The organism is Thioalkalivibrio sp. ALJ7 (genome assembly GCF_000376865.1).
Taxonomy (GTDB): domain Bacteria; phylum Pseudomonadota; class Gammaproteobacteria; order Ectothiorhodospirales; family Ectothiorhodospiraceae; genus Thioalkalivibrio.
Map to the genome: position 1 here is coordinate 881,930 of NZ_AQXQ01000012.1, position 25,475 is coordinate 907,404.

The 25,475-nt window shown below is 64.0% G+C and carries 22 protein-coding genes; 12 read left to right on the top strand and 10 right to left on the bottom strand.

Annotation, left to right across the window (positions count from 1 at the left end; all coding sequences use genetic code 11):
• The first annotated feature begins 1 nt into the window (after position 1).
• Together D002_RS0112825 and D002_RS0112830 are read left to right on the top strand one after the other, a co-directional pair.
• Entirely contained in the window at positions 2–505 is a 504-nt protein-coding gene (locus tag D002_RS0112825; RefSeq protein WP_026181720.1) for a hypothetical protein, read from the top strand.
• 5 nt (positions 506–510) lie between these two features.
• Complete coding sequence (locus D002_RS0112830; protein ID WP_018142333.1) at positions 511–1,155, top strand: SCO family protein; 645 nt, start codon at positions 511–513, stop codon at positions 1,153–1,155.
• 265 nt (positions 1,156–1,420) lie between these two features.
• Here the strand turns inward: D002_RS0112830 and yihA are convergent, their stop codons facing one another.
• Complete coding sequence (gene yihA, locus D002_RS0112835) at positions 1,421–2,050, bottom strand: ribosome biogenesis GTP-binding protein YihA/YsxC (protein ID WP_018142334.1); 630 nt, start codon at positions 2,048–2,050, stop codon at positions 1,421–1,423.
• A 194-nt stretch (positions 2,051–2,244) separates the two neighbouring features.
• On the opposite strand from yihA, the gene D002_RS0112840 reads away from it, so the two are divergent.
• The 8 genes from D002_RS0112840 to D002_RS0112875 all read left to right on the top strand — a co-directional run bounded on the left by D002_RS0112840 (position 2,245) and on the right by D002_RS0112875 (position 11,905).
• The gene (locus D002_RS0112840) at positions 2,245–2,868 is read left to right on the top strand and encodes a cytochrome c (protein ID WP_018142335.1); all 624 of its coding nucleotides are present in this window, start codon (positions 2,245–2,247) and stop codon (positions 2,866–2,868) included.
• Between the two features lie 266 nt (positions 2,869–3,134).
• Positions 3,135–5,207: a cytochrome c biogenesis protein ResB gene (locus tag D002_RS0112845; protein WP_018142336.1), complete on the top strand. Its 2,073-nt coding sequence runs from the start codon at positions 3,135–3,137 to the stop codon at positions 5,205–5,207.
• A gap of 29 nt (positions 5,208–5,236) precedes the next feature.
• Positions 5,237–6,409, top strand: coding sequence for a c-type cytochrome biogenesis protein CcsB (ccsB, locus tag D002_RS0112850; RefSeq protein ID WP_018142337.1), 1,173 nt, complete (start codon positions 5,237–5,239; stop codon positions 6,407–6,409).
• Positions 6,410–7,042, top strand: a complete 633-nt coding sequence (locus D002_RS0112855; RefSeq protein ID WP_018142338.1) for a thiol:disulfide interchange protein DsbA/DsbL — start codon at positions 6,410–6,412, stop codon at positions 7,040–7,042.
• A 45-nt stretch (positions 7,043–7,087) separates the two neighbouring features.
• Positions 7,088–8,728 (top strand): acetolactate synthase large subunit, encoded by a 1,641-nt coding sequence (locus tag D002_RS0112860; protein WP_018142339.1) that lies wholly within the window; start codon positions 7,088–7,090, stop codon positions 8,726–8,728.
• A 37-nt stretch (positions 8,729–8,765) separates the two neighbouring features.
• On the top strand, positions 8,766–9,647 hold the full coding sequence (locus D002_RS0112865; protein WP_018142340.1) for an endonuclease/exonuclease/phosphatase family protein: 882 nt from the start codon (positions 8,766–8,768) through the stop codon (positions 9,645–9,647).
• A 90-nt stretch (positions 9,648–9,737) separates the two neighbouring features.
• Positions 9,738–11,024 carry a GGDEF domain-containing protein gene (locus tag D002_RS0112870; RefSeq protein WP_018142341.1) on the top strand — a complete coding sequence of 429 codons (1,287 nt, stop codon included), beginning with the start codon at positions 9,738–9,740 and terminating at the stop codon, positions 11,022–11,024.
• Positions 11,021–11,905 (top strand): PfkB family carbohydrate kinase, encoded by an 885-nt coding sequence (locus tag D002_RS0112875; protein ID WP_018142342.1) that lies wholly within the window; start codon positions 11,021–11,023, stop codon positions 11,903–11,905. Before D002_RS0112870 ends, D002_RS0112875 begins: the two co-directional genes overlap by 4 nt.
• Before the next feature lie 229 nt (positions 11,906–12,134).
• Here the strand turns inward: D002_RS0112875 and soxA are convergent, their stop codons facing one another.
• The 3 genes from soxA to D002_RS0112890 form a co-directional block, all read right to left on the bottom strand.
• Positions 12,135–13,040 (bottom strand): sulfur oxidation c-type cytochrome SoxA, encoded by a 906-nt coding sequence (gene soxA / locus D002_RS0112880; RefSeq protein ID WP_018142343.1) that lies wholly within the window; start codon positions 13,038–13,040, stop codon positions 12,135–12,137.
• A gap of 22 nt (positions 13,041–13,062) precedes the next feature.
• A complete protein-coding gene (gene soxX, locus D002_RS0112885; protein ID WP_018142344.1) occupies positions 13,063–13,617 on the bottom strand; it encodes a sulfur oxidation c-type cytochrome SoxX in 555 nt (184 codons plus the stop codon).
• Between the two features lie 281 nt (positions 13,618–13,898).
• The gene (locus D002_RS0112890) at positions 13,899–15,380 is read right to left on the bottom strand and encodes a sigma-54 dependent transcriptional regulator (protein WP_081610857.1); all 1,482 of its coding nucleotides are present in this window, start codon (positions 15,378–15,380) and stop codon (positions 13,899–13,901) included.
• A 78-nt stretch (positions 15,381–15,458) separates the two neighbouring features.
• On the opposite strand from D002_RS0112890, the gene D002_RS0112895 reads away from it, so the two are divergent.
• Together D002_RS0112895 and D002_RS0112900 are read left to right on the top strand one after the other, a co-directional pair.
• On the top strand, positions 15,459–16,415 hold the full coding sequence (locus D002_RS0112895) for a substrate-binding domain-containing protein (RefSeq protein WP_018874233.1): 957 nt from the start codon (positions 15,459–15,461) through the stop codon (positions 16,413–16,415).
• 107 nt (positions 16,416–16,522) lie between these two features.
• The gene (locus tag D002_RS0112900; RefSeq protein WP_018142347.1) at positions 16,523–18,223 is read left to right on the top strand and encodes an ATP-binding protein; all 1,701 of its coding nucleotides are present in this window, start codon (positions 16,523–16,525) and stop codon (positions 18,221–18,223) included.
• Positions 18,224–18,327: 104 nt separating this feature from the next.
• Here the strand turns inward: D002_RS0112900 and D002_RS0112905 are convergent, their stop codons facing one another.
• The 6 genes from D002_RS0112905 to D002_RS0112930 all read right to left on the bottom strand — a co-directional run bounded on the left by D002_RS0112905 (position 18,328) and on the right by D002_RS0112930 (position 25,463).
• On the bottom strand, positions 18,328–19,563 hold the full coding sequence (locus D002_RS0112905) for a YncE family protein (RefSeq protein ID WP_018142348.1): 1,236 nt from the start codon (positions 19,561–19,563) through the stop codon (positions 18,328–18,330).
• 388 nt (positions 19,564–19,951) lie between these two features.
• On the bottom strand, positions 19,952–21,970 hold the full coding sequence (gene asnB / locus D002_RS0112910) for an asparagine synthase (glutamine-hydrolyzing) (RefSeq protein WP_018142349.1): 2,019 nt from the start codon (positions 21,968–21,970) through the stop codon (positions 19,952–19,954).
• A gap of 97 nt (positions 21,971–22,067) precedes the next feature.
• Entirely contained in the window at positions 22,068–23,150 is a 1,083-nt protein-coding gene (locus D002_RS0112915; protein WP_018142350.1) for an aspartate carbamoyltransferase, read from the bottom strand.
• Positions 23,138–23,260 carry a hypothetical protein gene (locus tag D002_RS13895; protein WP_018142351.1) on the bottom strand — a complete coding sequence of 41 codons (123 nt, stop codon included), beginning with the start codon at positions 23,258–23,260 and terminating at the stop codon, positions 23,138–23,140. Before D002_RS13895 ends, D002_RS0112915 begins: the two co-directional genes overlap by 13 nt.
• On the bottom strand, positions 23,257–24,723 hold the full coding sequence (locus D002_RS0112925) for a sodium:solute symporter family protein (RefSeq protein WP_018142352.1): 1,467 nt from the start codon (positions 24,721–24,723) through the stop codon (positions 23,257–23,259). Before D002_RS0112925 ends, D002_RS13895 begins: the two co-directional genes overlap by 4 nt.
• Complete coding sequence (locus D002_RS0112930; protein ID WP_018142353.1) at positions 24,720–25,463, bottom strand: cysteine hydrolase family protein; 744 nt, start codon at positions 25,461–25,463, stop codon at positions 24,720–24,722. The genes D002_RS0112925 and D002_RS0112930 overlap by 4 nt, the downstream gene beginning before the upstream one ends.
• Between the last annotated feature and the right edge of the window lie 12 nt (positions 25,464–25,475).

The following is a 25,475-nucleotide window of genomic DNA, read 5'->3' on the forward strand; positions in this document are numbered from 1 at the left end:
AATGTTTGCCACCCGTTTCAACCGCATTGCTGCCTGGCTGGTCGCGCTCCTGCTGGTCGCCACCGCCTGGATGCTGGCCGAGCGCTACCTGGACACCGGCGCACCCACCGACCTCGCCGTCGTGCAACCGGAAGAGTGCGACCTGAACACCGGCGCCTGTAGCACCGTCCTGCCGCTGGGAGGTGAGGTCCGCCTGGCGATCACTCCGCGGCCCGTACCCATGCTGCGGGAGCTGACACTGGAGCTGGAGCTGGATACCACCGCCCGCGAGGCCCTTGAGGAACCGGACGCGCTGGAACTGGACCTGGCCGGAGTGGAGATGTACATGGGCTTTCAGCGCCCCCGCCTGGAACACGCGGGCGACGGCCTCTACCGCGGCACCACAACACTGCCGATCTGCACCACCGAATCCATGACCTGGGCCGCCACGGCCATGCCGGCCGGCACGCCCGAGGCATCCTTCGTACAATTCCGCTTCGTTACCGCCCGCGATCATCAGCCATAACCACGATGCAACGAATCCCGATCAGCAGTGTTTTCTGGGGTCTGGCCGTTCTGGCAGCCGGGGCCCTGCTCGTATTCGTCACCCTGAACCCTGGGGAGCCACCTCACCCGCAACCGGGCCACGCACAGCTGCCGGTGGCGGACGAGGTCCGCGGCGGGGCCATCGAGCTGCCAGTGGCCACTCATGCCGAGCGCTTCGATCTAGACGACTACAAGGGCCAGTACGTATGGCTGTACTTCGGGTACACCAGTTGTCCGGATGCCTGCCCGACCAGCCTGGGCTGGATCAGCGGCGCCCTGAACCAACTGCCGGATGACCTGCGAGGCCAGGTCAACGGTGTGCTGATCAGCGTGGACCCCGAGCGGGATTCGCGCGACCACCTGGCCAACTATGTCGGCCACTTCCACGAAGCCATTCACGCCGCGACCGGGCCGGAAGACCAGGTGCACGCGGCGGCGCAGAGCTATGGCGTGTTCTTCGAGCGGGCGGAGACGGATTCGGCGATGGGCTACGTAATCGACCACAGCTCGTCGACCTACCTGGTCGGCCCGGACGGCGAACTACTGGAGATCTACCCGCACGGGACGTCGTCGGCCCAACTGCTGGAGTCACTCAAAGCCCACATGAACGCGGAATCGGAAGAGGAATGAATCGCCCGGGGGCGCCGCGAAACGTGTTCGGCGCGGACGAAGCAGGAAACTGTGAAAAAAATCGCATTTGCAGCGAAACCCGCCGGAACTTTGCCCGTGCGCCGCTTTCTCATCCAGTAAGCGCTCTAGCCCAGCGCGGCCCGCTTTTCTCCCTGAGCGGGCAAATAGGCCTCTCCCCCCCCTGTAGAGGCCGAAGTTAGCCCCGGTCCTACCCCAAGGCCGGGGCTTCTTTTTGTCTACGCCCCTCCAGCTCCCGAGGCGGACTTCAGTCGGCTGCAAGATCTCCGGCCGCATGCTCGATGAGCCAGTCGCCCAGCAGGCCGCGCAAGTCATCGACACCCTGGTTCTTCAGAGAGGAGAACGTCTGCAGGGAGGCCTCGATGCCCATCGCCTCCAGCTCACCGTGGGCCTTGCGCAACTGCTTGTCGGCCTCCTGGCGGGAGAGTTTGTCCGCCTTGGTCAGCACGCAGTGCAACCGGCAGCGCTCCAGCGGGACCCAGTCCAGGAGCTGGCGGTCCAGGTCGGTCAGGGGTCGGCGGATATCCATGATCAATACGAGTCCGATCAGGCACTGGCGCTTCTGCAGATAGCCGCCCAGGAGCTGATCCCACTCGGCGCGCTTGCCCGCCGAGACCTTCGCATAGCCGTAGCCCGGAAGATCCACCAGGCGCGAATTCTCGTTCGGCGGCAAACCAAACAGGTTGATCTCCTGGGTGCGCCCAGGCGTGCGCCCGACCCGCGCCAGCGCCTTGCGGCCGCACAAGGCATTGAGGGCGCTGGATTTGCCCGCATTGGAACGCCCGGCAAAGGCGATCTCGACCCCGGTATCCGCCGGCAACTGATGCAATTGGGCTACGCCCTGAAGGAAGGCGGTCTCACGGAATCGGGGCTGCATAGAAGGCTCACAGGGGTCTTTGGCCGAGTACAGGGCTAGGGATATTTTTGAGCGCAATTTAGCATTGTGCTATAAACTGCGCCCCTTATGTTGCACGCCGTGCCGATGGGGCGCGGGTACAGATCGCCCTGCCACAGGGCACAAGGAACGGGTCGAAACCCGGGACGCATTTACAAGCAGGAGATTCTTCCATCATGAACCACAAGCTTTCCGCTCTCTTTGCTGCCCTGTCCGTATCCCTGCTGCTCCCGCTGTCGGCGGCCCAGGCGGGCGATCCTCAGCGCGGCCAGGAACTGTCCCAGTCCTGCGCGGCCTGCCACCAGGCTGACGGCAACTCGACCAACCCGGAGTGGCCCAAGCTCGCGGGTCAGCATCCGAAGTACACCGTCAAGCAGCTGCAGGACTACAAGTCCGAGCGCCGCGAGAACAGCCTGATGCTGGGCCAGGTCGCCGACCTCGACGAGCAGGACATGCGTGACCTGGCGGCCTACTACGCCGAACAGGAGATGTCCGGTGAAACCGCCGACGAAGACGTCGTCGAGCGCGGCGAGCAGATCTACCGCGGCGGCATCCCGTCGCAGAACGTTGCCGCCTGCATCGCTTGCCATGGCCCGAACGGTCAGGGCAACCCGGAAGCCATGTTCCCGGCCGTTGCCGGTCAGCATGCGCAGTACAGCGCTGACCAGATGCGCTACTTCCGCAGCGGCGACCGCGCCAATGACAACGGCCGCATGATGCGCAATGTCGCGCGCAACATGTCCGATTCCGACATCGAAGCCGTGTCCCAGTACATGGCTGGCCTGCAGTCCGGCAACTGATACGGACCGCAGTGCAGCGCCGCGCTGGACTGGCGGCGCGTAGGACCCAGGGAAGGGGCGGCTTCGGCCGCCCCTTTTCATTGGGCAAAAAATGGCCTGTGCGGGAATGCCCCTGCAACCGCGTGCGTCATGGTGGGGCATGACGAACTCCCGGGCTCGTCATGGGTCCATCCAGTGCGCCGGGCAACGCCCGCGCTGTTTATCGTGGAAATTGAACCCCCGTCGGGTTGCTTCGCATAGTCGCCAGGGTTAAAGCAGGTTTAAGAATGTCGAATAACGATCAGGCCGCGACCACCGGAACGGTCCCCGCATCCCGCCAGAAAACCGCGCGCAAGCCGCGGCGAAGCCGCATTCTTGTCGACTTCATGGGCTCAATGAGCCTGGCGATCACCCTGCTGGTGGCACTGGCCATCGCGTCGGTAATCGGCACCGTCCTGGTGCAGAACGAACCCTACACCGAGTACCTGATGGACTTCGGGCCGTTCTGGCACGAAATCTTTGCCGGGATGGGCCTCTATCAGGTGTATTCGGCGACCTGGTTCCTTCTGGTGGTGGGCTTTCTGGTCGTCTCCACCTCGTTCTGTGTCTACCGCCAGTCCCCGGGCCTGCTAAAAGACCTGCGCCGCTACAACCTTCAGGTAAAGGAAAAGTCCCTGCTCTCGTTCCATTCGAGTGCAGCCGGCGACCTGGACCAGCCCCAGGATGAATTTGTCCAACACGCCCACCGGGTGCTGAAGGCCCAAGGCTTCAAGGCGCGCGAAAAGAACTCCGACGGCCAGACCGTGATTGCCGCGATGCGCGGGCGATGGAACCGCATGGGCTACCTGCTGACCCATGTCGGCATCGTCGTCATCTGTGTCGGCGCACTGGCCGACGGCACCACCCTGCTCAAGATTAACGAGTGGCTGGGGAATCTGGAGATCGAGACCCGCAGCGTGCCGATCTCCGAGGTCCCGCGCTCGGCCTGGATTCCGGAATGGAATCCGTCCTTCCGTGGATCGGTCGAGATCCCCGAGGGCGCCTCAGCCAACGTCGTGTTCCTGCCCATGCGCGAGGGTTACTTCGTACAGGAGCTGCCGTTCCGTATCGAGTTGGAAGAATTCCGCATCGAGCGTTTCTCCACGGGCGCCGAAAGCTCCTACGAATCCGACCTGATCATCCACGACCCGGACCGGGACGAACCCCTGCGCCACACCATCTCGGTCAACCACCCGCTGATCTACAAGGGCTTCGCGATCTACCAGGCGAGCTTTGCCGACGGCGGAACCCGGCTGGATATCGATGCAATCCCGCTGGGTGCCGAGGCGTTGCGCGAACTGGAAGTGCCCGGCCGAGTGTTCCAGGAGATGGATATCCCGACCCCGGACGGTAACACCCGCACGATCGAGTTCATCAACTTCCAGGTGGAGAACGTGATCCAGCTTCTCAACGAAGAAGGTGTGCGCGAGAACCGGCACATGGGGCCGAGCTTCGACTTCCGCCTGATGGACCGCACCGGCCACGGTCTGTACTACCGCAACTACAAGCGCCCCGCATTGCAGGAAGGCGCCATGTACTTCCTCAGCGGCGTACGCGAGAGTCCGGCAGACGAGTTCCACTACCTGTTCCTGCCGGCGGACGCCGATGATTCGCTTGACCGCTTCCGCACCTACCTGGCCATGCTGCACAAGCCCGAGGTACGGAACGAAATCGCCCGCCAGGTGGCCCGCGACGACGAAACCGTCCCGAATGAGCAGACTCAGGCGATCGCGAGCACCACCGCCGAGCTGATGGGCCTGTTCGCTCAAGGCGGCTACACGGCCGTGCACAACGAGATTGAACGCCGAGTCCCGGCCGAGCGTCTGGACGACGTGCGTGACCTGATGATCCGCATCCTGCACGCGGGCCTCCAGGGGCTTTACATGGAAGTCCTGCAGGACGAGGGTGTAGTCTCGATCCAGGAAGAAGAGCAGCGCTTCCTGGAAGACACCATCTCGGCAATCAATGCGATCAGCCTGTACCAGTCGCCGTTCTTCTTCCACTTGAAGGACTTCGAGCACCGCGAGGCCTCGGGCCTGCAGATCGCAAGGGCTCCTGGACAAAGCACGGTCTACACCGGCAGCGTAATGTTGATCGTCGGGATTTTCCTGCTGTTCTACGTGTCGTATCAACGGTTGTGGATCATCGCGCGACGGCGCGAGGATGGCCAAGGAACCCATGTCACCATGGCAGGCACCAGCAATCGCCATAAAGTGGAATTTGAAGAGCGTTTCGCGCATCTTAAGCGGTGGATCATCGATCAGCAGAACGCGGACGATGGCCAAAAAACCACCGGTTCTAACACCAACAAGAACGACTGAGTCAGCGAGAAGTCGGAGGAGCACTACCCATGTCCGTACCCCACGAGGCCCTGGATTTCGAACGGCCGAGCATCTTCCGGCGCATTCAGCTGCGCGACTGGGCGTACTTCGCCCTTATGGTCGCCACGGGTGTGATTGCCTACTCGCTATACGGTCACATGATGGACCGCTACGACGTTGGAGGCCTGATCCTAGCGGTCGTCGCCAGCTCCTGGATGGGCTGGTTCTGGCGGCCCTGGCAGGCATATTCGATCATCGTCGGGTCCCTCGCACTGTTCAGTATCTGGATGTATGGCGATGACCTCACGCGAGGAGAAACCAACTTCTGGCTGAACTACATCGGCTCCGGTCAGGCCGGGGTGATGTGGATGAGCGTGATGCTCTACCTGGCCACCGCGGCCTACGTAATGGGTCTGTTCTCCAGCTCCACCTTCCCGAGCCGCGCCGGCGCGGCCTTCGCCTGGGTCGGCTCGGGTGCCGGCCTGATGGCACTGCTGGTTCGCTGGCGCGAGATCTACCTGACCGACCCGAGCTGGGGCTACATCCCGGTGGCGAACCTCTACGAGGTGTTCATCCTGCTCGCGCTGATGACCACGCTGATGTACCTGTACTATGAAAGCCGCACCGGTCAGCGGACCATGGGCGCGTTCGTGATGCTGGTGATTGCCGCATCGGTGACCTTCCTGCTGTGGTACGCCTACGATCGAGGGGCCGCAGAGATCGAACCGCTGGTGCCCGCTCTGAACAGCTGGTGGATGAAGATCCACGTGCCCACCAATTTCGTCGGGTACGGCGGCTTCGCCATCGCGGCCATGCTGGGCGTGGCGTACCTGGTCAAGCACCGCTTCGAACGCACCCGTCCGGACGCCCCGATCACCCATCGGCTGCCCTCCAAGGACGCGCTGGATAGCGTGATGTACAAGGCAATCGCGATCGGTTTCGCCTTCTTCACCATCGCCACGGTGCTCGGTGCCATGTGGGCGGCCGAGGCCTGGGGCGGCTACTGGACCTGGGACCCGAAAGAGACCTGGAGCCTGATCCTGTGGCTGACCTATGCGTCCTGGCTGCACATGCGCTTCACCAAGGGCTGGCGCGGTCCGGTCATGGCCTGGTGGGCCATCATCGGCCTGTTCGTGACCACGTTTACCTTCCTGGGCGTGAATATGTTCCTGTCCGGGCTGCATTCCTACGGAGAGCTGTAAATGAAGCGTCGTGAATTCATGGGGGCCCTGGGTGGGGCCGGCCTGCTGCTCGCCAGCGTCACCAGCCTGGCCGCGGAATTCCGCGAAGGTCAGCACTACCGAGCCATCCAGCCGCCGGTCGACACCGGCCTGGAAGACGGCAAGATCCAGGTCGTCGAGGTCTTCTGGTACGGCTGCCCGCACTGCTATTCCTTCGAGCCCAAGGTCCAGGCCTGGAAGCCCGAACTGGCCGACGACGTGCAGTTTGAATACCTGCCGGCGCCGATGAACGACGTCTGGGCCCTGCACGCCCGCGTGTTCTACGCCGCCGAAAAACTGGGCGTGCTGGACGACGTCCACCAGGCGTTCTACGACGCCATCCACGACCAGGGTCGACAGATGCGCTCGGAGAGCGCGATCCTGCGCTTCATCAACCAGCGCGGCCTGGACGCGGACGAGTTCCGCGAGACCATGCGCTCGGACGAGATCCGGCGCCGTGTCGTGCAGGCCACCGAGGCCGTACAGGACTATGGAGTGGGCGGCGTGCCCACGCTGGTCATCAACGGCGAGGCCATCGTCTCCGCCAGCATGGCCGGCGGTCACGACGAGATGCTGGAGGTTGCTGACTACCTGATCGAACGTGCCCGCGGCTAACGGGGCTACATCCCGCGTGGCCGGCACACGATTGGCCACGCGGCCATGAACGATCCCAGCACTGCACAACGCCTGGTCGAATGCCTGGAACAGGAGGGCGTTGAACGCATCTTTGGTCTCCCAGGCGAAGAGAACATGGCGGTTCTCGATGCCCTCGCCGATTCCCCCATTGAATTCGTCACGACCCGCCACGAGCAGGGCGCGGCCTTCATGGCCGACGTGCACGGTCGGCTGTCGGGTCGCGCGGGGGTCTGCCTGGCGACCCTCGGACCGGGAGCGACCAACCTGATCACCGGCGTCGCGGACGCCAACATGGATCATGCGCCCCTGGTCGCCATTGCCGGCCAGGCCAGCACCCACCGGCTGCACAAGGAATCCCACCAGGTCCTGGACCTGAAGGGGCTTTTTCAGCCAATCACCAAATACAGCTCCAGTGTTGTCGAGCCGGAGATCCTCCCGGAGATCGTGCGCAAGGCCTTCAAGTGGGCCGAAGGCGGCAAGCCCGGCGCCAGCTTCTTCGAGCTCCCGGAGAACATCGCGTCGATGCCGTGCCCGAATCCGCCACTACCGGTGCATTCGGGCCCCGCCGCTGTTCCCGCCGAGGCCTCCCTGGAAGCGGCTGCGCGATTGCTGAACGAGGCCCACCATCCGCTGATCCTCGCCGGCAACGGCGTCATCCGCTCCGGCGCCAGTGGCGCCCTGGCGGCGCTCGCCAGCGCCTTGAATATCCCCGTCGCCAACACCTTCATGGCCAAGGGCGTACTGCCCTTCCGACATCCGCTGGCGCTGGGCTCGGTGGGCCTGCAGAGCCAGGACTTTGTGAACTTCGGCTTCCACAAGGCGGATGTGATCGTCTGTATCGGCTACGACCTGGTCGAATATCCGCCCAGCTTCTGGCACCCGGACGCGGATCGTACCCTGATCCATATTGATTCGGCCCCGGCCGAGATTGACGGCCACTACAATGTGACCGCCGAGGTGCTGGGCGACCTGGTGACCTGCCTGCACCGACTGGCCGAGCAGGTGAGCCCGCGCGAGGAGACCATCCTGCGGCCACTGCGCCAGAGCCTGATCGCGGACATGAACGAGCACCGCGACGATACCCAGGTGCCGCTTAAGCCGCAAAAGCTGATCTGGGACCTGCGCACCGCCGCAGATCTCGACGCGATCATGATCACCGATGTGGGGGCGCACAAGCTCTGGATGGCGCGCATGTTCCGCTGCGAGCTGCCCAACACCTGCCTGATCTCCAACGGCTTTGCCAGCATGGGGATTGCACTGCCGGGCGCCATCGCGGCCGCGAAACTCTACCCGGAACGCCAGGTGGTCGCCGTCACCGGCGATGCCGGCTTCCTGATGAACGTGCAGGAACTGGAAACCGCGGTACGCCTGGGCCTGAACTTCGTGGTACTGATCTGGAACGACAACGCCTACGGCCTCATCGAGTGGAAGCAGGTCCGCGAGTACGGCCGCAAGGCCTTCGTCGAGTTCGGCAACCCCGATTTCGTCCAGTTGGCACAGTCCTTCGGAGCCCAGGGCGTGCGCATCGAACCCGGCGACAGCCTGGAGATGGCGCTGCGCGAGGCCCTGGTGAGCCCCGGCGTAACGGTCATCGACTGCCCGGTCGACTACAGTGAGAACATGAAGCTGACGGAACGTTTGGGCGAGCTCGTTTGTCCATTCTGACAACACGGACTTTCCCGCCAGCAGGAGAACACCCGCGATGAGTTCGATCGCGCCCACGCATGACCACGCATCGGACCCTGCGTCCGACGTCTCCGGTTCGACTAACAACACCATCCCCGAACAGCTGGGCTACCAGCACGAACCCGGCAACCAGCGGTTGAGGCTACTGAGCTTCAATGCCCAGGTCGGCATTCACTCCTCCCGCCTGCACCACTACGTAACCAATAGTTGGAAACACGTGCTGCCCTACGGGGGGCGGATGGACAATCTCGACCGCGTGGCGCGCTTCATATCCGAATTCGACATCGTGGGCGTTCAGGAGCTGGATGGCGGGAGCCTGCGCAGCAACTTCGTCGATCTGGCGTCCTATCTCTCCGAACGGGCTCAGTTCCCCCATACCTATAACCGCATCAACCGCGATCTGGGCCAGTTCGCCAAACACTCCCTCGCGCTGTTCTCGCGCCTGGAACCGGATCGCGTCGAGATGCATCGGCTGCCCGGCGCTCTGCCCGGACGCGGGGCCATTGAGGCCCGCTACGCGATGGGGGATGGCGAGGAGCTGGTACTGTTCCTGCTGCATCTGGCATTGGGCAAGCGCACCCGAAAATCGCAGCTCGCCTACGTCGCCGAGCATATTCAGGACCTGCCACATGCCGTGGTGATGGGCGATCTTAACTGCCAGCAGGACAGCGTGGAGTTGCGCCAACTCATCGCTCGCACCGGTCTGATGGAGCCCATGGCCTGCCCCGCGACCTATCCCGCCTGGGATCCGCGCCTGGTGTTCGACCACATCCTGCTTACGCCCGACCTTCATGTAAGCGATGTCCGGGTCTACAACGTAGCGCTGTCCGACCATCTTCCGGTCGGCATCGAAATCGAGTTACCTCAACGCCAGGCCCTTCATGATCCATCGCACTAAACCGATCAAGACATAGCAGTAGGCTTGAAGCAGTAGCATCCAACCCAATTCCGCGTTTAAATTGACGCGCCACCTTTCCGGGATTTCCCGATGTCCGACAGCGACCTGCGCAAGACCATCATCGATCTGGAACGATCGCTGGACCGGGAACGTGCGGTACAAGATGCCACCCGCCGTGTAGCGTTGCGGTCTCTCGCCGTTGTAGCCGCCAAGGCACCCGCCCTGGAAGGCGCGGTGCGGGATCTGACCCGGGCGATCGAATCCGATCCCGGCGATACCGCCTGGCTGGACCGCCTGAGCGGACAGCTCGCGGATGCCGTCCGCTCCAGCGATCATCGTCAGGACCTGGCGGAGGGCATCCTGGAGGTCGTAAGGCGGGGTCTGAACGGGTTCGAGTTCCTCGATCCCGAGGTGGAGGCCCTGGCTCGCGCCGCCGACCGCCGCGACAAGGCCGAAATCGAACGCACCCTGGGCCGCCTGTTCTCGGTCCTGCACGACAAATGCAAGCAGGCCATGACCGAGCGCGAAGAGCTCACGGAAGTGGTGGGCGAGATCTGGCACCGGCTGGAGGATGTGGACACGGCCCTGTCCGAGGACGAGGCAAGGGGCCAGCGGGCCCGCGAGTCGGTGTCCGAGCTGCATGCCGGGATCTCCGGAGATGTGGAGCACATCAAGGGCCGGGTGGTCGACGTCCATGACCTGCCCACCCTGCGCACCGAAGTCACCCGCGGACTGGATCGCATGGTCGAGCGCGTTAGCGCCTTCCGTGACACACAAGAGAGTGAGCTTCTGGCTGCGCTGGAACGCAACCGCCTCCTGCGCTCCAAGGGCCGCAATCTGGAAACGCAAGTGCAAGCGCTGCGCAACCGGCTGGAACAAGCGCGCGCCGAGGCCACACGGGACAGCCTCACCGGGCTGCCCAACCGCACCGCGTTTGAAGAGCGTCTACGCGACCTCCCCCGGGAGATCGAACGTTCCGGATCGGCCTCGCTGCTCGTCTGGGACATCGACCACTTCAAGTCTATCAACGATGAATACGGCCACTCGGCAGGGGACAAGGTCTTGCGGGCGGTCGCCGAGATCCTGGCCGAAGGCGTCCGCGAGCCGGATTTCGTCGCGCGCTACGGTGGGGAGGAGTTCGTGATGATCATCCACCACGAACCCGGTGTCGCCGAGACCCAGGCCAACACCATCCGCGAGGCGGTGGATCGGCTGATCGTCCGCGCCGGGAAGAAGCGGCTCAAGGTCACGATCTCGGCCGGTCTGGCCGGGGTCGATCCCACCCATACGCCGGAGGCCATCTTCGATGCGGCAGACCACGCCCTGCTGCAGGCCAAGAAGCGGGGTCGGGACCGTATCGAAAGGGCCGGACCGTGAGCGGCACGCAGGCCCCCAGCCTGATCTTTGGCGAGGCGCTGTTCGATGTCTTCCCCGACGGCACCCGGGTGCTCGGTGGCGCGCCCTTCAACGTCGCCTGGAACCTGCATCAACTGGGCCAGGCTGCCTGCTTCGTAGGTGGCATCGGAAACGACCGGGCAGGCCAGGAGATCCGTCAGCGGATGGCCGCCATCGGCATGGATGACCAAGGCCTGTACCGGCACCCTTCGGCCGCCACCGGGCAGGTGCGAGTCGAGCTTCAAGACGGCGAGCCCGCCTACACGATCGTCCCCGACCAGGCCTACGACGCGGTACCGGCGGACTGGGCCGAGCAACTGCCCGACACCAGCCCACTCCTGTACCACGGCACCCTGGCGTTACGCTCCGGCAATCGCGACCTGCTGGAGCGGCTGCAGGCACGCGCCCAGAGCCGTTTTGTGGACGCCAACCTGCGCGCGCCCTGGTACGAAACGGACGACGTGCTGGCCCTGATACGTGGTGCCGACGTGGTCAAGCTGAACACCGACGAAGCCGCGATCCTGGCACCGGATGCAGCGGCCGAAGACCGCCCCTTCGTCCTGCTGGAACGCGCCCGCATCCGCTCGGCCCTGATCCTCACTCACGGTGCCGACGGCGCTGCGATCCACACCGTCGGCGGCGAGTCCAGGCAGGCTCCGGCCCCTGCGGTCGAAGGCTTCCGCGACGCGGTCGGTGCCGGCGATGCCTTCGCCAGTGTCGTCCTGCTGGGCATGCGGCAAGGCTGGGACTGGCCTGCCACCCTCGAACGCGCGCTGGTCTTCGCGGCAGCCGTCTGCACCCTGCAGGGCGCCACCAGCGACGACCCCGGCTTTTACCGGGACGCCCGCAGCCGCTGGGATTGAGCGCGGACAAGGCCTGGCAACCTCTTTCGAGGCGGCCGTTGGCTGAACCGCCAGCCCATATCGACGGTTGCCGGGAATGCAAGTGACGGGGCTTGAGCCCTCCCACGCCTCGCGTAGCCGGGCACATATAAAATGGCCTATCAGCCAGCAAAGAAAAGGGCCAGCACGATGGCTGGCCCGAAATAAAGACCCGTGTGAGGGGGTCTGGCTTCCCTGCGAGGAGGTTTGTTCAGTCGCGCGCGCTGGGTACGGCGACCTCGTAGCCGTTGCTGAGTGCGTTCAGGAAGACCTCGATGTCGTTGTAGGCGTCGGCCCCCAGCTCCAGGGGCTGCGTTCCCGAATTGCGATTGCACTCGGTGAAACGCACCTGAAGGGATTGCAGTTCATCCTTGGTGCGGTAGGTGGGCCAGTGGGAGGCATCACCGTAGTGGGTGGTCAGCGCCTGCCCGCGTAGACGCTCACCGGCTGTTGTCGTATGGCAGCTTGCACACGCCATGTTCATCCGTCCGGTGCGTAGATGAAAGCGCTCCTGACCTCGCTCGTAGGCCTCCTTGAGCTCGCCTTCGCTGACGTCGATACGAATGGGCATGTCGTTGCTGTAGGTCGTGACATAAACCGAGATCGCGGAATTGTCGTAGCTGCCATGCTTGAGCGTCTTGCCCTGCTCGGCGGCGCAGTGCTCGATCATCATTTCGAGGTTCATGATCCGGTCCAGTTCTTCGTTGAACTGTGGGTAATGGTTGGCCCGCAGGCCGGTGAGGTCGCCGTCCTCTGCTCCGAGACAGGCTGCGAAGTCGCCGTTGCCGTTGAGTCCCGCGAACAGGTCGGCACCACGGTCTTCGGCCAGATGCCCTCCGTGGAAGGACTGGTCAAACGGCGGATCCATGAATTTCCAGTTGGTCTTCCATTGCTCGCTTTCGGACGAGACCATGTCGGGATCAACTGCCCCGCGGTCCTTCCAGTACGTGTAGGTCCCGGTGTGATCGTCCGACACATGCGGGTCATCGCCATAGTCCAGCATGGGCTGGTATTCGCGGTATACGGTTTCGTCGGCGATGGCCTGAACGATCCATGCCCCGGAGAGGGCGAGGGTCAGCACCGCTGCACTAGCGGTCGCAATCTGTTTTTGTTTCATTCTGAGTTCCTCCGATGCCGGATTACTTGAGGGTGGCCATAAACGCCATCACGTGGTGGATTTCCTGTTCGGTGAGGTTCTTGAAGGCACCAAATGGCGGCATCAGCGTTCCCTCGAAGAACACGCGCGCGTCGTAGAGCATCTGGTAGGTGTACTCGTCAGGCAGGCCGCGGGCGGCGTAATCCGCCAGTGACGGTCCGACCGACCCGGTCTGAGCGACGCCTTCAACGTGATGGCAGGCTACGCAGTTGCCCTCGGCGGTCGTCTTGAAGATCTCCTCGCCACGCTCCGCATCTCCGTCCACCGGGCCCTCGAACTCGACCTCGGTCGGCTCCGGCACACCGCGGTGATCGTCATAGCTGAGGGTCAGCCACTGGCGCAGATCACGCCCGTGCTCCCGCAGTTCATAGGTCCCCGCGTTTTCGGTCGGATAGGGCCAGGCCGTTTTTACGTCAAAGCCTTCATCGATCAGTGCATTACCCGGAAGTCCCGAAATCGAGTCCGGCGTATCAGCTACGGCGAATGGCACGGCCAGCATTGTCAGACCGCCGGCCAGAAACAGCGCGCTCCTCATCATGGTGGGTTTCTCCTGTTGTTTTTGGTTTCGTCTGGGCCCGCATGACGCACGGACGCGGCGCCCGGCCCAACGTCACCCATTGCAGGGCGCGTGCCAATCAATGAATTCCAGCGAGAATGCGGTCGGAAGAGGAAAGCGCGGACGGCATTCGGGGCGTTTAGCCCGTGCCCATGGTGGGCGCCTGGGGCAAAATGCCCCACAGGCGGGGCGTCATCCGTACAGTGGCCCACCCATCACATACGCAAGAGATTCCAGACCCAAAAGCCCGGGTCCGCACAATCTCAGAGCGGTGGTTCGAACGGGTCCTTCGGGGAAGCGCCACGCGGATCGTCCTTCCACGCGGCGAGCTTGCGCAGCAGGGTCTTGTAGTCGATGCCCAGCACCCGGGCGGCCTGGGCCTTGTTGTTGCCGGTCTCGCGGAGCACCGCCTCGATGTAGCGGCGCTCGACGGCGGCCAGCGTTGCACCCGTATCGCCGGGGTCGGGCAGACCGGGCTCCGCGCCGGCCCGCCAGCCTCCGCCGCCAATGGCATCGGGAAACACGCCCAGCGGCAGGCTGGTCAGCCCGTCGGGGCACAGGATCACGGCCTGTTCGATGAAGTTCTCCAGTTCCCGCACATTGCCCGGCCACTCATAGCCGAGCAGGGCGCTGATGGCCTCTGGGGCAAGGCGCCGCACTACCGGTCGTCCGTGGGTGCGGGCATAGCGCTGCACGAAGCTCTCGGACAGCTCGGGGATGTCTTCCGTGCGATCCCGCAGTGGCGGCAGCTGCACGCCGAGGACATTGATCCGGTGGAACAGGTCGCGCCGGAAGGTTCCCTCCTCGACCGCCTGTTCCAGCGGCTGGTTGGTGGCGGTAACCAGCCGGAAATCCAGCGGGCGATCCTCGGTGCAGCCGAGCGCCCGCACGCTGCGGTTCTGGAGGGTCCGTAACAGCTTGGCCTGAAGGCCCAGGGGCATGGCGTTGATTTCGTCGAGGAACAGGACGCCGCCGGAGGCCTCGACCAGCAACCCCGGATGATCGCGGTCGGCCCCGGTGAATGCGCCGCGTCGATACCCAAACAGCTCCGCCTCGGCCAGGTCCTGGGGAATCGCGGCCACATTGATGGCCACGAAGGGCCCACGCCCCGCATGCAGCGCCTGCGCCACGAGTTCCTTGCCGGTGCCGCTCTCGCCTTCGATCACGACGTTGGCCTGGGTGTCACGGACCTTGAGGATCCATTCGCGCAGGCGCTGCATGATCGGGCTGGAACCGCGCAACGCACTCAGGCAGGGGTCGCAGGACTGGGCTGAGCGGGTGGCTCGATCGGCGCGCAGTCGCAGGTCATGGGTGCGCTGCACCTTCGCCAGCATCAGCTCGATGTTCTCGGGCCGAAACGGTTTGGGGAGAAAGTCGAAGGCACCCATGCGCACGGCTTCGACCGCATTTTCCAGACTGGCGTAGGCACTGATGACGACCACCGGGAGGTCGGGGTCGCGCTCCTTGACGGTCTGGATCACGTCGAAGCCATCGCGACCCGGCATCATGAGATCGGTCAGGACCAGATCCGGCTCCACCTCCTCCAGCGAGTCCTCCAGAGCAGACGCGTCGCTGTTCAGTGTCACCTCGTAGCGTCCACTGTCCTTGATGGCCCAGCTCAGCATGCGGGCCACATCAGGCTCGTCCTCGAGTACGAGGACCCGGATCGGCCTTGCCGCATCCCCATGGTGGATGGGCGATGCGGACGTTGATTCATTGAGGGGGATGGATGGAGATTCAGGCATCGGAGTTCCGGGTTGGGTTGGACGTGCGACTGGGAAACGGTGTAGAACAAAAGCTCAACGCTTGAAAAGAGTCTATGCATGAATCGTCGCATGTTCATCCGCAATGCGGCTGCCGTGGCCGTACTCGGGCCGCTGCTGGGTCATGGCATCGCGCGCGCGCTGAGCCCCGAAAGCGCCGACTGGCAGGCTGGCCTGGCTCAGGGCGGATGCAATTGCGCCGGCTCGCGGGGCGCGCCCCAGCCGGTCGAACATCGTACGGATGGCGAACTGGTCTACCAGGGTACCCACCTTCTGACCTACGGCGCGTTCCGCGAACTGGCCGAGCACTATCGCGACGACACCGGTCGTCCGTTCATCGTCTACGGTGGTGGATGCGATGATGGCATCGGGGCAGTTCAGCACCGTACGGCCCATCTGGGCGGGCTCTGCTGCCCGGTGGAAGAGACAAGGGCTCGCGATTTCTTCCATTTGTTGGTCGCCCGGGACCTGAAGGTCGTGGTAACGCACCCCAAAGTCGGGATTGACGGGCTGTCGATGGATGACTTGAAGGCGATCATGGCGGGCCGCATTCGACGCTGGTCGGAAGTGGGCGGGCCGGACCGCCCAATCGCGGTTCTCTACCGCGATCACTGTCCGGACTACCGCGAGCCGGTTCGGGACGTTCTGTTCGATAACGCACAGCAGTGGTCCCCCCGCGGCATGAGTATCGACACCGACGAGCACCTGACCGACACCCTGGCGCGCTTCGAGTCCTCGATCGCGGTGGTGAGCTGGGTGTTCGCGGCGGATCGAGTCGAGCGCGGGGAACTGCGCAGCCTGAAAATCGATGGTGTGGATCCGTCCGCGGCCGCAGTTCAGGCTGGCGACTACCCCCTGTATGGGCCGCTGGCGGTAGTGTCCGATCGGTGGCAGGAAGCGGTGATGCGCCCGTTCTTCGACTACCTGTACAGCCCTGCCGGGCAGTCGGTCGTGGCCCGCAGGCTGATTCCGGTATCGGCACAAGAGGCTGGGTATCGCCTTCCGCAACCGATCTGACTCCTTGAGTCAAGCTTGAGTCATTGAGCGAGCCGCCTGGTGACGCAATACGGGATTCAGACAACGCAGGGCCTGCCCGGCAAGCACCCGGGCGGTGAGGACTGACTATGGCGGAAGGCGTCATTCGCGGCCGATGGTCGATGATCACTCGCGGCAAAGGCGGCCGACCCACACGCCGGCGATCGCTGCTGATCCGCGTGATCCTGGGGGTCATTACGGTCACAGCGATCATCCACAGCGCCCTGTTCCTGGGCATTGATCAGGTCGTAAGCCGCCAGTTTGATGACCTGCACCAGGAACGGCTTGACCGACTGGCGGATCAAGTCGATGGACGCATCCAGGAAGAACTCCGGCGCCTGTCCAGCCTGACCGGACTGCTGGCCCGAGACGCCGACCTGATCAACAGCACCTACTATCACCTCTATCTGGAAGGTGAACGGCATCACCCGGCGGCAGCAGTAAGCCGGCAGGCCGATGCATTCGAGCTCAAGCGCGTAGCCCTCTGGGCGGCGAGCGACAAGCGCGAGATCGCGTCCAGCCGCCCCTCCGACTCCACGGCCTTCGTTCCACATGCCGACGGCGCGGGTGCCTCCGTGGTGTTCGAGGAAGGCGCATTCTGGCTCGTCGCCCAGGCCCCGATCGAACACAATAACGTGGATATCGCCTGGCTGGTAACGGCCACCCCGCTTGAGGAACTGGTGACCTCCCTGCGCGAAACGCACTCGGCACGCATCGATCGCGCCGCTGGTACTTCGGTGGGGTCCGATACCCGGCGGATCGAACTGACCGGCGATCCGGATCCCTCGCAAGCGGCCCTGGACGTCCGGGCGCCGGATACGGTTGCGCGCGCGCTCGACGAGGTCAAGACCCTGCTCACGATCACCCTGGCGATAGCTGCCGTCCTGCTGGCCTTTGCGCTGGTGGTGGTACTGCGTATCCAGCTGCGCCCGGTCGGGGCCCTTGTCGAGCATCTGGGGCGCATCGCCCGCGGGGAGTTTGGATATCAGGCACCGTTGCCACGGCGCTCCGGCGAGTTCTCCCGCCTGGTGCAAGCCTTCAACGAGATGTCTCAGGACCTGGCTCGCCTGCGCGACGTTGAGCGCCGCATGCAGCATCAGGAGCAGCTTTCTGCGATCGGACGAGTGGCCGCCCGGGTGGCGCACGACATCAACAACCCACTGACCGTGATCAGCAGTGTAACGGCGACCCTGCAGCGCGACGGTACGCTGAGCGAGCAACAGCGCGAAATGGTCGACATGATTGACCATCACACCGAACGCTGCTCGCGCACGGTCCAGGAACTGCTGGAATACGGGCGGCCCGTGAGCCCCCGGCTCCAGCAGGTCGACCTGCATGCCCTGGTCGCAGGGGTCGTGACGCGCCAGGCCCGACGCTGGCAGATCCCCATTCACCTTGAGCCCGAGGCGGATGGTGCCCAGACAACCGTGGAACTGGATCCGGTGTTGACCGAGCAAATGCTCGACAACCTCATTGACAACGCCGCCCAGGCGTCGCCGGAAGGCTCTATTCGCGTGCGGATCGCAGAAACTCCCGGCGATTGCCGGATCGAGGTCCTGGACGACGGCCCCGGTTTCTCCAGTAACGAACGCGAGCAGGTGTTCGAGCCGTTCTTCACCACGAAGCAGGGTGGAACGGGCCTGGGGCTGGCCAGCGTGCTGCGGGTGGTCCGCGCGCACAATGGGGATATCGAGCTGGGTCCGGGGCCAGGGGGACAGGTGAGGATTCGGCTGCCTCTGCGCCAGGAACGGGGTACGCAACAGGGGCCACACCCGATGATCGAGGCCTGAGCCATGTTCAGCGCTTCCTCGGCAGCCGAAGACGCGGGAAAAGAAGGGGTGCCGGAAAGGCCTTTCCGGCACCCCATTCTTGCGCAGGCTGCGGGAGCCGGGCACTACCGAGGCAGCTCCTCGAAGACGTTAGTCCAGACGTTCAGTACCTGGCCGCCACCCGAGCGACCCCCCGTCTCGATCTCGCGGACCACTTCAAAGGTCTCCATGTCGACCTTGTGAAGATTGCCGTCACCCGCGTTGGAGACATACCCGTAGCGACCGTCTTCGGTGAAGGCGACATGCCCCATGCGCCCCTCCCCAATGGTCAGGTCAGCCACCGTGCGCATCTCTTCGAGGTCGATGATGGTGATGACGTTGTTGCCATAGTTGGTCACCACCACGTGACGTCCATCAGGACTATTGTAGGAATGTCCCACGCCATTGCTCGCGGTGGTCACCCGGTGGACGAGTTCCTTGCTTTCCGCGTCGAAGAACGCCACCTCGCGTCCCCTGGCGTCCCCGCCCGGGCCGCGGTTCAGGACCATGAACAGGCTGCCGTCCTGGGTAAAGTTGCCGTGGTGCGCCTCCTCGACTTCCTCGCCGGTCAGCGGCATGGACAGCCGGGTAAGCTCCGGATAACCATCCTGGGTTAGATCGAAGACCACAACACCGGGCCCGTGCTCGTCATCGCCCTCGTGAACGAGCCAGAGTTCCTCCCCATTCGGGCTCGGGACCGGATAATGCGGTGCGCTGGGCGAGTCCACTTTGACGGTGCTCCAGTCCTGCGTGTCCACGATCACCATCCGGTTGTCGACACGGTCCACCGTGAAGAAGTGGCGGCTGTCCGCACTCCACGCGTTATGCATGGAGGTCACGCCATCGGGTTCACCCTGAACTTCGATGTCCAGCTTCTTCTTGATCTCGTCACTTTCCGTATCCAGGAAGGTGATGCGCAGCTTGCCATCGCTGAGCGCCCAGTGGTCGACGCCGACCATGCGGCCATCCGGGCTTACCAGACCATGCTTGGGGCGATTCCCGGTCGCGATGCGACCGCTGACCTCAAGCTCGTTCAGGTCGATGACCACGACATCGGTTTCGCCTTCACCGGCACAGCTGACATAGACCTTGCTGGCATCCGGCGTGGTGCTGCCCAGAGTGCCGCCGGGACAGGTCTCCAGCTTCGCCGCAACACGGTCGGTCTCGGTGTCGACGATATTGGCCTCGCCGTCCCCGTGGAGGTGAATCATCACATCCGGCCAGACGAGGTCGGCCTGTGCAGTCGAAAAGGGCGCTATGGCCAGAGCGATGGCTCCGACCAGCATCCCGGAAAAGGCGGTTTTGCAGGATTGGTTGTTCATTGGATGCGCACCTCCATCGGTACTTGGACAATCGAAGCCTTTCGCTTCGTCCAGACCGATGCAGAATCCACACCAACCAAATGGACTTAATATAAATCAATAAGTTACGGATAGGAAAGGGGCGTTTTGCCACACCCCAATCAAGCCCGATGGGGCATATTGCCCCATCGGGCTCGCCTGTGCTGCTGATGGGCAGGGTCGCTGATACACACCCAGAGCACGATGGCGGAACCCGGGGAACTGGGCCCGGTCTCATGATCTTCTGAGGAAAGGGAGCTCGGTATGGTGCCTGACCATACGGGACTGGTTGCACCCCGGTCTCCGCTGGGCCCTCACAGGGATAGGGCCTGCACACGGACAGCTTCGCGCTCGTGACCGAACCGTCAGCTTACGGCCGCCAACCGAACTCGTCGGCTTTCTGGCGGGCTAGCGCAGGGATGTCGGTGGCAACGAACTTCTCGTGCAGCACCTGAACTCCGATCATGTGGTTGATCACCCCGTCCAGCTGCACCTGGGTGGCGGCCGGGGTGTCCTCCGACTCGTGCAGTTCGAAGACCTGACGGACGCCTTCCGGATCCAGCAGGCCGGCCTCCTCCACCTTCTCGGGTGAGAGATAACGGTCGGCCAGGGCCTTCATCGCGGCCCACTTGACCGGATCGGTATGCGCCGGCGGCGCCATGAACGCGAACTTCTCGCGTTCGTAGAGCACCTTCGGCAGCAGGCCCTTCATCGACTCGCGCAGCACGTACTTCTCGGTCTTGCCCTTGATGCGCAGGGTCGGCGGCAGATGGGCGGCGAACTCGGCCAGGTGATGGTCGAGAAACGGCGGGCGCGCCTCCATCGAGTTGGCCATGTCCATGCGGTCGCCACCCCAGGTCAGGATTTGGCCCTCCAGCATGGTCTTGATCCAGACGTACTGGGCCTTGTCCAGCGGGTGGCGGCCTTCCAGCATGTCGTTATCCAGGGCATCGGCGATGGCCTTGCCGGGCTGGTAGCCCTGCAGGCGCTCGCGACGCTTCGGATGCAGCAGGCCTGGCACGTGGTCCGCCGCGGCCAGCCAGGGCTGCAGGCAGGAAGGCGTAAAACCCATCATCTTGGTGAACTCGGGGTCGTCGACCTCGTCCTCGGCCAACATCGCGCCGGAGACCAGCTCGTTGGACTCGTTCAGCATCTGCTGCCAAGCCTGACGGTCAGCCTCCGGCAGAGTGTCCAGACCGTGCAGGAACATGTCGCGGCGGAAGGCGGGGTAACCGCCGAACAGTTCGTCCGAGCCCTCGCCGGTCACCACCACCTTGTAGCCGGCCTTGTTCACGTGGCGGCTCATCAGGAGCTTGGCCACGCCGAGGGTGTTGTAGATGGTGCGCTCGGCGTGCCAAAGGGCCTCTTCGAAGTTGTCGTAGAGGTGGTCGGCGTTCAGGGTCATGATGTCCTGGTCGGCGCCGACGCTCTCGGCCATCTCGCGGGCGATCGCGGTCTCGTCGTAGTCGTCGTTGTCAAAGCCGATGGTGAACGCCTTGACCGAAGACTGCTGGCTGGCCGAGGCCAGCCCCAGCGTGATGCAGGAATCGATCCCACCCGAGAGGTAACAGGCCACCGGCACGTCGGCCTCCAGGCGCAGCTGTACCGCCTCCATCAGCTTCTCGCGCACGCCTTCGATCCAGTAGTTCTCGTCGGTCTCGCTCTCGGGCGGACGCTCGGAGGCCAGCGGGAAGTCCATGTCCCAGTACTTCTCCTGGCGGATCTTCAGCTTGCCGTGGGCGCGCTCGACGATGACCATGTGGCCCGGCTTGACCTGGTCGATGCCCTCGAAGGCGGTGGTGCCGGGCACCATGGTCTGCATCAGCTGGTGATAGAGACCGTCATCGGCAAACTGGCGCGGCACGTCCGGGTTAGCGAACAGCACCTTCAGCTCGGAGCCAAACACGAAACTGCCGTTGGCCTCGGTGAAGTACAGCGGCTTGATGCCAAAGCGGTCGCGGATCAGGATCAGCCGGTCGTGCTTGCGGTCATACAGCGAGATCGCGAACTCGCCGCGAAAGTGCTTCACCGCGTCCTCCAGCCCCTCGCGCTGATACAGGTGCATCACCATCTCGGAGTCGCTCTTGGTGTTGAACTTCACGCCTCGCGAGGTGAGATCGGTACGGATGCGTTTGTAGTCATAGAGCTCGCCGTTGACCGCGGTCATGATCTCCCCGTCGCTCATGCAGAACGGCTGGCGGCCGCGATTCTCGTCGAGATCGATGATCGACAACCGGGCGTGGGAGAAGCCCACGCCGCGATCATCCTGGGTCTTGTAGCCGAAACCGTCGGGGCCGCGGTGATACTGGATCGCGGCCATGTTGACCAGCGTCTGGGGATCGACCTTGCGGTTCGGGTCGGCATTAAAGATTCCGGCAATGCCACACATGGCATGTCTCCTTGGTTATTCAATCAGGGCGAGCGGGGCGCGGCCCGGGCCATCCCGGCGCGCCACGCCGCTCGCGGTTCGGTTTACGAGTCGGGTTTCAACCTTCGGGCGTATCCATCACTGCGCTAATGCGCCGCACCACCGTGGTCAGCAACGCCATGCGCACAAACACCGCACCGCGGGCCTGGGCGAAGTACCAGTTGTGCGGCGTGGCATCGAGGTCGGTGGACAACTCGTCCCCACGTGCCAGCGGATGCAGGATGATGGCGCCCTTCTTGAGCGGGGAGTTGCGATCCAGCTTCAACCCCTCGCCCATGGATTCGAAGGTGTCACCTACCCAGGCGATGGCGTTGATGTACACGACATCGAGCCCCGGAAGTTCCGGGTCCAGGTCGTGCACCACGCGCAGCTTCAGGCCGGCCTGCTCCAGTTCCTCGCGCTGGCCGGGATCGAAGTTCTCGTCCGCGCGCGAGATCAGCACAACCTCCTCGATTGCATCGGGGAAGAGGCTCAACAGCCGCAGAAGGGAGCGGACCGTGCGCATGCGCGAAGGTACCCCGATGATGCCCACCTTGATCCGCTGCTCCGGCGGCACCTCGCCGGTGAACAGCTCGGGGCGCCACTTGGCCAGGGCATAGACATCGGCCAGGGCCTGGGTCGGATGCTCGTCGATCCCGTTGCCGGCGTTGACCAGCGGGATACGCAGGTTCTCCAGCATGTTGTGCGCCGCCTCGCCATCGGAGGAGCGCAGCACCAGCACGTCGCCGTAGTTGTTGAACATCTCGGCGATGTCCGCCAGCGACTCGCCCTTGGCGATCCCGGTGCTCTTGGGGTCAGTAATGGACATCACCGACCCGCCCAGGCGGTGCCAGGCGCTCTCGAACGACAATCGCGTGCGGGTGGACGGCTCGTAGAACGCGCTGATCAGGATCTTGCCCGCCAGCGGCAGGTGCATCAGGGCCGGGGTCGTCTCGTACTGTGCCGCCAGGCGGAACAGTTGCAGCAACTCGTCGCGCGAGAACTGCTGACTGGAGACCACATGCGAGGCCGCCAGCTTCAGAAGCGGATCCGGGTCTTCCTCCACCGCGTCCAGCAAAGCCTTTGGTCGGTCGGTGCCGGCCGCGCCGTCTTTCGGGTGGAGCACGTGCAGGGGATCTTCGGTGTAATTCACCAGAGGCATCCTTTTTTCCAGTCGCGGATAAACAGGGCGATCAACAGGATCGGGGTCAGCGTCGCCACCAGCGTGGCGATCACGACGATGATGGACAGGGCGGTGGTCGAGATCGTCATGCCGGGCTCCCCATCACTTGGGTGTCATCACGGGCCAGACGGTCCCAGTCGAACGGGCGCGGGGCCAGCCAGGTGGCCAGCACCATCACCGCCAGGGACACCGCCGCGCCCACCAGAGCCGCGACGTAGAACCCGATCATGAAATAGCTGGCCAGCCCCAGGCCCGACCCCAGTATCATCGACCAAGCGGCACCCTGCGGGTTCGCTCGCTTCCAGTACAGCCCGGCCACGATCGGCCAGATGGCCGAGGCCACGAAGGCCCCGGTGAAGTACAGAAGCTCGGCCAGCGAACCGACGATCGGGAGCTCGCCGCGGTAGCTTGCCGCCAGCCAGGTCAACAGCCCCAGCAGGACCACAATCACCTTGGTGGCACGGAACTGGTTCTGCTCGCTGGCCTGCGGCCGGATATGACCGCGATAGATGTCGCGGGTCACCAGATCCGAGGTCGCGGCCAGCAACGAGTCGAGGCTGGAGGCGAGCGCGGCGAACACCACGATAAACACAACGATCGCGCCGGTCAGGCCCAGCACCTCCGCGGCGACCAAGGGGCCGACCATGTCCGCCGCGGGTACGTTGATCCCCAGGGCCGGCGTGGCCAAGGCGATGAAACCCGCGACAATCGGGATCGGCAGCCACAGCAACCCACCGAACAGATAGGCGCGGAAGCCGACGTGGCGACCGAAGGCGAAGGCGCGCGACCACCAGACATTGGAATGGAAGATCTCGCCAACGCCGAACAGCAGGTTGTTGAACAGGAACATGATCGCGGCCGGGAACAGCAGGCTCAGGAGTTCCGGGCGCTCTTCCATCAGGTTGAAGTGGATCGCCTCGAAGCCGACTTTGTCGATGGTCAACCAGGCGATGAACGCCGCACCCGCGATGATGATGATGGTCTGGATAAAGTCGGTCCCGATTACCGCGCGCAGACCACCGAGCAGGGTGTAGAGCACGCACACGGTCAGGATCACGGTCATGCCCACGCGATAGTCGATCCCGGCCAGGGCATTGATCAGCACCCCGCCGGCCATCGCCATCGAGACCAGCCAGCCAAAGGCGTAGATCAGCGAGACCACCAGGAACACGCGCCAGGTGAAGGTGCCGAAGCGCAGGCGGATGAAGTCGCCGGAGGTGAATCCGCGCGGCATCAGCTCGCGGATGCGTCGCGCCAGGGGCGCGAACAGGATCAGGCCCAGCGCACCCAGCGAATACCCGAGCATGCCCCAGACACCCAACTGCAGCGCCAGCTGCGGGGCCGTCATGGTGGTGTTGGCGGTGACCCAGGTCGCCATCGCCGTGGCGGTGGCGAGCGCCAGGCCGACATTGCGGCCCGCCAGCATGTGGTCCTCAGCGGTCTTGTTACGACGACCCAGCCACCAGCCCAGCACCACCCAGAGGACGCTGAACGCCGCCAGCAGCCCCCAGGCAATAGAGGTGGGCAGGATGGGGTCGTCGAGACCGGTCACGAGGCCTCCTTCACCTTCTTGATCTCGCGGATCGCCTCGTCCGTACTCATGACCCGGGCGTAGCGATCCTTGATGGTCGTGATCGTAGCCTTCTGCATCTCGGGCGTCACCGTGGCCGTGGCGTCATCCATGAGGCTGACATAAAACCCGAGATCACAGGCATCGCGGACCGCAGTGGACACACACTCGTTGGAGTACACCCCAACGATAAACAACGCGCTGATGTTCAGGTTGCGCAGGATGTAATGCAGGTTGGTCGAGTTGAAGACTCCGCTGGCCGTCTTGTCCAGGACGATCTCGTCCCCCACCGGGGCGACCTGCTCAACGAACTCGGCATCCTTGGAGCCCGGCGCGGCATGCAGATTCAGGCGCTTGTGGCCGGGGCTGCGGTCGCGGCCGTCGTGGGTCAGGGAACGGATGCGGGTGTGGATCACCTCCAGCCCCTTCTCGCGGAAGGCGTCCTGCAGGCGCCGCACATTCGGCAGCACCGTCTGCTCCAGACGGTTGAAGTAGTACTCCTGGGCCTCGAGCGGCACGCCAGATTCGGCGGAGTCGGCAAACACCCCGTGACCGCGAGCGGCATCAAGGTACTGCAAATCGATGCACAAGAGCGCCACATGGTGCTCCCGCAGCTCCCGGCGCAGGACCGGTGTGGTAATCAGGCTTTCCTGGTACTGCTCGCGCAGCGGGTCCAGATTGTCGTAGTCGCTGATATGGGAGACGTTGTCGTTTTCGACCATTCCGGGCGTTTC

What these genes read in the sequence shown, in the direction of transcription:
- D002_RS0112825 (WP_026181720.1), top strand. Translation starts at nt 2, where the DNA reads ATGTTTGCCACCCGTTTCAACCGCATTGCTGCCTGGCTGGTCGCGCTC.
- D002_RS0112830 (WP_018142333.1), top strand. Translation starts at nt 511, where the DNA reads ATGCAACGAATCCCGATCAGCAGTGTTTTCTGGGGTCTGGCCGTTCTG.
- yihA (WP_018142334.1), bottom strand. Translation starts at nt 2,050, where the DNA reads ATGCAGCCCCGATTCCGTGAGACCGCCTTCCTTCAGGGCGTAGCCCAA.
- D002_RS0112840 (WP_018142335.1), top strand. Translation starts at nt 2,245, where the DNA reads ATGAACCACAAGCTTTCCGCTCTCTTTGCTGCCCTGTCCGTATCCCTG.
- D002_RS0112845 (WP_018142336.1), top strand. Translation starts at nt 3,135, where the DNA reads ATGTCGAATAACGATCAGGCCGCGACCACCGGAACGGTCCCCGCATCC.
- ccsB (WP_018142337.1), top strand. Translation starts at nt 5,237, where the DNA reads ATGTCCGTACCCCACGAGGCCCTGGATTTCGAACGGCCGAGCATCTTC.
- D002_RS0112855 (WP_018142338.1), top strand. Translation starts at nt 6,410, where the DNA reads ATGAAGCGTCGTGAATTCATGGGGGCCCTGGGTGGGGCCGGCCTGCTG.
- D002_RS0112860 (WP_018142339.1), top strand. Translation starts at nt 7,088, where the DNA reads ATGAACGATCCCAGCACTGCACAACGCCTGGTCGAATGCCTGGAACAG.
- D002_RS0112865 (WP_018142340.1), top strand. Translation starts at nt 8,766, where the DNA reads ATGAGTTCGATCGCGCCCACGCATGACCACGCATCGGACCCTGCGTCC.
- D002_RS0112870 (WP_018142341.1), top strand. Translation starts at nt 9,738, where the DNA reads ATGTCCGACAGCGACCTGCGCAAGACCATCATCGATCTGGAACGATCG.
- soxA (WP_018142343.1), bottom strand. Translation starts at nt 13,040, where the DNA reads ATGAAACAAAAACAGATTGCGACCGCTAGTGCAGCGGTGCTGACCCTC.
- soxX (WP_018142344.1), bottom strand. Translation starts at nt 13,617, where the DNA reads ATGATGAGGAGCGCGCTGTTTCTGGCCGGCGGTCTGACAATGCTGGCC.
- D002_RS0112890 (WP_081610857.1), bottom strand. Translation starts at nt 15,380, where the DNA reads ATGCCTGAATCTCCATCCATCCCCCTCAATGAATCAACGTCCGCATCG.
- D002_RS0112895 (WP_018874233.1), top strand. Translation starts at nt 15,459, where the DNA reads ATGAATCGTCGCATGTTCATCCGCAATGCGGCTGCCGTGGCCGTACTC.
- D002_RS0112900 (WP_018142347.1), top strand. Translation starts at nt 16,523, where the DNA reads ATGGCGGAAGGCGTCATTCGCGGCCGATGGTCGATGATCACTCGCGGC.
- D002_RS0112905 (WP_018142348.1), bottom strand. Translation starts at nt 19,563, where the DNA reads ATGAACAACCAATCCTGCAAAACCGCCTTTTCCGGGATGCTGGTCGGA.
- asnB (WP_018142349.1), bottom strand. Translation starts at nt 21,970, where the DNA reads ATGTGTGGCATTGCCGGAATCTTTAATGCCGACCCGAACCGCAAGGTC.
- D002_RS0112915 (WP_018142350.1), bottom strand. Translation starts at nt 23,150, where the DNA reads ATGCCTCTGGTGAATTACACCGAAGATCCCCTGCACGTGCTCCACCCG.
- D002_RS13895 (WP_018142351.1), bottom strand. Translation starts at nt 23,260, where the DNA reads ATGACGATCTCGACCACCGCCCTGTCCATCATCGTCGTGATCGCCACG.
- D002_RS0112930 (WP_018142353.1), bottom strand. Translation starts at nt 25,463, where the DNA reads ATGGTCGAAAACGACAACGTCTCCCATATCAGCGACTACGACAATCTG.